The organism is Hydrotalea flava (assembly GCF_001623405.1).
Lineage (GTDB): Bacteria > Bacteroidota > Bacteroidia > Chitinophagales > Chitinophagaceae > Hydrotalea > Hydrotalea flava.
Genome location: NZ_LUHG01000110.1, coordinates 139063 through 146144, shown reverse-complemented (window position 1 = coordinate 146144; position 7082 = coordinate 139063). Strand labels below are relative to the sequence as shown.

4 protein-coding genes are annotated in these 7082 nt (G+C 38.0%); 2 read left to right on the top strand and 2 right to left on the bottom strand.

The features are described 5' to 3' along the window. The coding region (locus tag A0F92_RS15305) for a helix-turn-helix domain-containing protein (RefSeq protein ID WP_167516643.1) at nucleotides 1-277 on the bottom strand (277 nt) is incomplete at its 3' end. Nucleotides 278-516: 239 nt separating this feature from the next. Here A0F92_RS15305 and A0F92_RS15300 point away from each other — a divergent pair. Further along, entirely contained in the window at nucleotides 517-1503 is a 987-nt protein-coding gene (locus A0F92_RS15300; RefSeq protein ID WP_253810533.1) for an acyl-ACP desaturase, read from the top strand. A gap of 230 nt (nucleotides 1504-1733) precedes the next feature. Next, nucleotides 1734-3989, top strand: a complete 2256-nt coding sequence (locus A0F92_RS15295; protein WP_068248274.1) for a hypothetical protein — start codon at nucleotides 1734-1736, stop codon at nucleotides 3987-3989. A 73-nt stretch (nucleotides 3990-4062) separates the two neighbouring features. Here A0F92_RS15295 and gcvP read toward each other — a convergent pair whose 3' ends face one another. After that, nucleotides 4063-6945: an aminomethyl-transferring glycine dehydrogenase gene (gene gcvP, locus A0F92_RS15290; RefSeq protein WP_068248271.1), complete on the bottom strand. Its 2883-nt coding sequence runs from the start codon at nucleotides 6943-6945 to the stop codon at nucleotides 4063-4065. Between the last annotated feature and the right edge of the window lie 137 nt (nucleotides 6946-7082).

The following is a 7082-nucleotide window of genomic DNA, read 5'->3' as shown; positions in this document are numbered from 1 at the left end:
CGTTGGATACACGCAACTGACCCAAAGCAGGATTTTCAAAAGCCATTTCTACAACAGCCTTCTCAATTTCCGGCTCAATTCTGTTTTGCGGAATTGGTTTTTTGCGACTAATTTCTTTCAAGGCAATCGGACCGCCTGTATCATAGAGTTCTTTAATGCGGTAAAAGCTATCGCGGCTGTAACCGTAAACACGGCAAGCCTCTGATACGTTACCTAATTTTTCTGCTAATTTGAGTAATCCTAATTTGCTTTGGATTAACTTTGATTCTACATTCATTTCTGACAGTTTTTAAAGTGGTTAAATTGTTTGTTATTTCATTTGCAATTTAACCCAACTGTCAGATTAAGTTTTAACTATTTCAAATAATACATTGCACCTACCATTTACTGTTTATGTAAAAAGCGTTTAATCATTATTTTGTTGAACAGAAAATAAAATTAACCAATTGTGTGATTGAAGAGCATAAATGTAGCTTAACTTTGTGTTTATTTGTTAACTTAATTATAATTGTAACCTTGTTAGAGATTAAAAAAGCTTCCCGGAAAGAAGTAATGTTGCATTTGTCAAAAGAAATGGATGACATTATTGAGACTTATTTAAAACCAATTGACGAAAATTGGCAGCCCACCGATTTTTTGCCCCAAAGTAATCATCCCGATTTTATTGATGAAATCAAAGAAATACAGAAGGAGTGTAAAGAATTACCATACGATTATTTAGCGGTATTGGTAGGTGATATTATTACAGAAGAAGCATTGCCCACTTATGAAGGGTGGTTAATGCAGGTAGATGGTATTGCAAATCAGGAACCGCAAGGCTGGAGCCGGTGGGTCAGAATGTGGTCGGCAGAAGAAAACCGGCACGGCGATTTGCTGAATATGTTTATTTATTTATCTGGCAGGGTAGATATGCGTCAAATGCAAATCAGTACGCAATATCTTATTGCAGATGGAATGGATATTGGCGTTGCTAATGATCCTTATCTGAATTTTGTATATACCTCATTTCAGGAAACGGCTACACAAATTTCGCACAGAAGAACTGCAACAATGGCCAAGAAATATGGTAATAACCGCTTGTCTAAAATTTGTGGTGTTATAGCAGGCGATGAAGCCCGGCATGCAAAAGCATATAAAAGTTTTATTGAAAAAATATTTGAAATAGATACCAGTGAAATGATGTTGGCATTTGAAGATATGATGCGTAAAAAAATTGTAATGCCTGCACATTTTTTACGACAACAGGGCGAAAAAATTGGTGCAACATTTTCTCATTTCAGTGATGCCGCACAACGGTTAGGTGTTTACACTTCTAAAGATTATACTGATATTGTTGAAACCCTTGTAAAAGAATGGGGTATTGAATACATGACCGGTTTAACCGATAAGGCTGAAAAAGCCCGTGATTATTTAATGAATTTACCTGCCCGATTTAGAAAAGTGGCAGAGCGCACTGCTATAAAAGCGCCATTAGAATATGAATTTAACTGGATTTACCGATAATATTTATATAGAAATTTTAAAAAGCAGATCTTGTTGGGTCTGCTTTTTTATTTGGCAGGAATCTTGCTTAGATAGCTTGAAGAATTGAATTAGAAAGAAACGTTAAACTATTGTATTTTATCTTATTTTTTGCCGAATAGTTTAATAGTTCTGCCTTTTTTAAAGTCTATATAATAATAATATTGTCGCAGCATTATGTAACTAATTTTACTTTTTTAAAATTTGAGTGTATGAAAAAATTACGCCTACTTGTTCAACCATTATTAGCCTTTGCTTTTGTATTTTTTTATTCCGGGGTAAAGGCACAGGATAATACAGAATGGCCAAAAGTAATTACTGCCAATGATGGATCAATCATTAAAGTTTATCAGCCAGAACCTGAGTCTTTATCCGGTGATATTTTGAAATTTCGTGCAGTAGTGTCTGTTCAAAATTCTGAGAGGGGTGATCCTGTTTTTGGAACATTTTGGTCTGTTGCAACCCTATCAACTGATAGAGATACACGATTAGTGCATTTGGTATATACACGGGTGCCCAATTTAAAATTAAGCAGCGATAGTGATGTGAATCATATTGCTTACTTAAAAACAACGCTTGAAACACAATTACCTCAGGCAGGAATTACATTGCCTATGGATCAGTTATTAACCCAGTTAGATAATAATATAGAACAGCATAAGTTGGCGCAAAATTTTGATAATAATCCGCCTCATATTATTTATGCTAACCGCCCTTCTATTTTGGTATTAATAGATGGTGAGCCTAAAATGAAAAAAAATCCGAATTGGGGATTAGATGCCGTTGTTAATACCCCTTATACCATTGTAAGGAATACCGATGGACAGTTTTATTTATATGGTGCCAAACATTGGTATCGTGCCCCAAGTGCAACGGGGCCATTCTCTCCGGCAAATAATCCTCCGGCAAACTTATCTAAAATTGCCAGTGATGTAGATGCAGCCAATGATGCACAAGCAGGCTATAGTAGTAATGCAGAAAAAAGTGATGATAATGTATATACCGGCTATTCCGATATCATTGTAAGTACCCAACCTGCCGAATTAATTCAAACCAATGGCCAGGCGAATATGGTGCCGATTGATAATACTGCTTTATTGTACGCAGCCAATAGCAGCAATGATATTTTTCTGGATACTAATACACAGCAATATTATATTTTAATTTCTGGAAGATGGTATACTTCCAATAATTTAAATGGAAACTGGCAAAACATTGAAGCAAATAATATTCCTAAGGATTTTACTAAAATTTCTGAAGGTTCACCGAAAGATAATGTTTTAGCCAGTGTGCCCGGAACCTATGCAGCCAAAGAGGCGATTATGGATGCACAGATACCCCAAACAGCGAAAGTAGACAGAAATAAAGCTGCAGCTGATGTAACTTATGATGGTGATCCACAATTTAAACCCATTGAAGGTACCCATATGCAGTACGCTGTGAATACTGCTTCTTCGGTTGTGCACTATGGTAATCAGTATTATACTGTGGAAAGTGGTGTATGGTTTATAGCGCCTTCACCCAACGGCCCCTGGTCTGTTGCCACTGAACGTCCTGCTGAAATTGATATTATTCCGCCCAGTTATCCGGTATACAATTTAAAATATGTTTATATATATGATGTTACGCCTGATTGGGTATATATAGGTTATACGCCGGGTTATTTAAACACTTTTGTATATGGTCCAACTGTTGTGTATGGTACCGGTTATTATTATCGGCCATGGTGGGGCAACTATTATTACCCCAGGCCATATACATGGGGTTTTAATATGATGTATAATCCCTGGTATGGATGGGGTATGGGCTTTAATTATAGTTTTGGCTGGTTTAATATTGGTTTTGGTACCAGTATTTGGAATGGATGGGCCGGTGGCTGGTGGGGGCCTAGAATTTATCATCCACCTTATTGTTGGTCGCCACGTAATTATGGTTTTTATGGAAGAAATGTGGGTGGATTTGCCAGAAGACCGGTTATTATTAACAACAATCGTTTTGTAACCAATAATATTTATAATTACCGGCACGATGTAATTACCAATAACAGGATGGTGTACAACATCAGAAATGTGAATATAAGAAATGACCGTTACAACAATAATATAAACAATATTCATAATAATAATTTTGGGAATGATAGAAACATAAGAGGCGAATATGTTCAGCCCAATTTGCCCAATAATGTGGCCAGGCAAAATGTAATTTTATCTGGTAGACAGGGGAATGTTTATAGAAATCAATTGGGCAGATGGGAGCAAAGAACTCCACAACGGCAATGGGCTCCCGTTAATAACAATCATCAGGAAATAATTTGGAATTTAGATCGGCAGCAGGCTATGCAGCAAAGAGGACAAACAAGGTTTCAGAATTTTCAAATGAACCGGCCTGCACTTGTACAACGTTCATCACCTGCACCATACAGAGGTGGAGGTGGGAATAATAACAGAGGCGATCGAGGTGAACATTAATCCTGTTCATCGCAAAAAAACTGTTGAGGTAATTTAATGCCTCAACAATTTTTTTAGGAATGTACCTCTAAGATTACTTCTCCATGTAACTCTCAATGGGCTCGCAGGTACAAATTAAATTTCTGTCGCCATACGTGTTATTGATTCTGGCAACCGATGGCCAGAATTTATTTTGCGTAACATAAAACAAAGGAAATGCTGCCTGTTGCCTGCTATAACTATGGTTCCAGGTATCGGCAGCAACCATTAATTGTGTATGAGGTGCGTTTTTTAATGGATTATCAACTGCATCCAATTCACCTGATTCAATAGCTTTAATCTCGTTGTGAATAGCAATTAATGCATCGCAAAAACGATCTAATTCGGCTTTATCTTCACTTTCAGTGGGTTCAATCATAATGGTGCCCGGTACCGGAAAACTCATGGTGGGGGCATGAAAGCCATAATCCATTAAACGTTTGGCCACATCTTCCGCCTCTATACCTGCGGTTTGTTTATATGGTCTTAAATCAACAATAAATTCATGTGCTGCAAAACCATTGGTACCGGTATATAAAATTTTAAAATAGGGTTCTAATCGGGCCTTCATGTAGTTGGCATTTAAAATGGCATATTCGGTAGCCATTTTAACGCCATGTGCACCTAACATTTTGATATAAGCATAGCTAATCAGTAGAATAGAGGCAGAGCCAACCGGCGCAGCACTAACAGCACCTGAGCCATGATTATTGTTGTTGCTGTAAATGGTATGACCCGGTAAAAAAGGTGCCAGTTGGGCTGTTACACAAATAGGTCCAACACCCGGTCCGCCGCCACCATGCGGAATTGCAAAGGTTTTATGTAGGTTTAAATGACAAACATCGGCACCAATTTCTGCAGGAGAAGTTAAACTCACCTGTGCGTTCATGTTGGCACCATCCATATAAACCAAACCGCCATTTTCGTGAATAATGGCACAGATTTCTTTAATGCTTTCTTCAAAAACACCATGGGTAGAAGGGTAAGTAACCATTAAACCTGCCAAATCTTGTTGATGCATTTCTGCTTTTTCCTTCAAATCATTTACATCAATATGTCCTTCTGCTGTTCCTTTCACTACAACTACTTTCATTCCGGCCATTACTGCACTGGCAGGGTTGGTACCATGTGCTGAAATGGGTATCAGCACTACATTGCGATGACTATTATTATTTGCTTCATGAAATTTTCGAATGGTTAATAAGCCCGCATACTCGCCTTGTGCACCGCTATTGGGTTGCAAACTGCAATCGGCAAAACCGGTAATAACACATAAATATTTTTTCAATTCTTTTATCACCTGATGGTAGCCTGCTGCCTGATTTATGGGAACAAATGGGTGTAACTGGCTAAATGCCGGCCAACTAACCGGCATCATTTCAGTAGCTGCATTCAATTTCATGGTGCAACTGCCTAAAGATATCATGCTGATATTGAGCGATAAATCTTTCTGTTCCAATTGTTTAATATACCGCATCATTTGTGTTTCACTATGATGCGTATTAAATACAGGATGTGTTAAGTAGGCAGAATGGCGCTGTGCAAATTCCGGAATTTGGTGCTGTTCATTGAATGCGGTTTCAAAAACAACAGCTGCACTGTCTTTTTCCTGAGCAGCAGCAAAAATCATAGCAATATTCACCACATCTTCACGGGTAGTTGTTTCATCTAAGGCAATGCTCACTGTATTTTCATTGCTATAAAACAGGTTAATATGGTGTTGTTCAGCAATAGACTGAATCAGCTTTGCATTTGCTTTTACCTGAATGGTATCAAAAAAATGCTGCTTTTCAATGGTATAATTCAGGGCTTCCAGTGTATTTTTCAGGGCTACTGTTAATAAATGAATGCGTTTGGCAATATTTTTTAAACCTTTAGGGCCATGATATACCGCATACATGGCGGCCATATTGGCCAAAAGTGCCTGCGCTGTACAAATATTACTGGTTGCTTTTTCTCTTTTAATATGTTGCTCTCTGGTTTGCAGGGCCATTCTAAGTGCCCGGTTCCCCTGTGCATCAACACTTACACCAATTAACCGGCCAGGCATATTGCGTTTAAATTCATCCTTGGTAGCAAAAAATGCTGCGTGTGGGCCGCCATACCCCAAAGGTACTCCAAAACGTTGTGCAGAACCAATGGCCACATCTGCCCCCAATTCACCGGGAGGTGTTAATAAAGTTAAAGCTAACAAATCGGTAGCTATTACTGCATAAGCACCTACTGCATGCACATTGGCAATAAATCCGCGATAATCGTTAATAGTACCATTGGCAGCAGGATATTGTACAATAGCACCAAAAAAAGTATCGTCTAATAAAGCGGTTGCAAAATTTCCAAATACCAATTCAATTTCCAAAGGATTGGCCCTTGTCATTAAAACATCTTTGGTTTGCACAAAAATGGCATCGTCCACAAAAAATTTATTTCTGCTTACCTGTTCTGTTTTATTGGCCTGATGGTATAACATAGTCATGGCTTCTGCTGCTGCTGTAGCCTCATCTAATAACGATGCATTGGCTATTTCCAAACCGGTTAAATCTGTAACCATGGTTTGAAAATTCAGCAAGCTTTCCAATCGTCCCTGCGATATTTCTGCCTGATAAGGCGTATACTGGGTATACCAACCCGGATTTTCGAAAATATTTCTGAGTATAACAGAAGGGGTAATGGTATTATAATATCCCTGACCAATATAGGTTTTGTATAGCTTATTTTGCTGTGCAATTTGTTGTAACTGGTTTAATAAAGCCTGTTCACTCATCGCATCCGGCAATTGAAGCGGTTTTTTTAAACGGATAGAGGCCGGAATGGTCTGATTCATCAGCGTTTCAATACTGTCTACGCCAATAGTGTTTAACATTTTTTCGGTATCGGCATGATTAGGGCCAATATGACGATACAAAAATTCAGCATCTTGTAATTGAAATAAATTCATAATATATTAGGTTGACCACGTTAAAAGATTTGCAAAGTTAAGCGGAAATCAGAGCAAAAGAAAGCGTTTGTTGAAACTGTGCATAGTGTGTGTATGAAGTAGATGGACAGATTGTTTTTTTGCACTTTGTATGATTC

Coding starts and splice junctions, on each gene's coding strand:
- A0F92_RS15295 (WP_068248274.1), top strand. CDS start 1,734: ATGAAAAAATTACGCCTACTTGTTCAACCATTATTAGCCTTTGCTTTT.
- gcvP (WP_068248271.1), bottom strand. CDS start 6,945: ATGAATTTATTTCAATTACAAGATGCTGAATTTTTGTATCGTCATATT.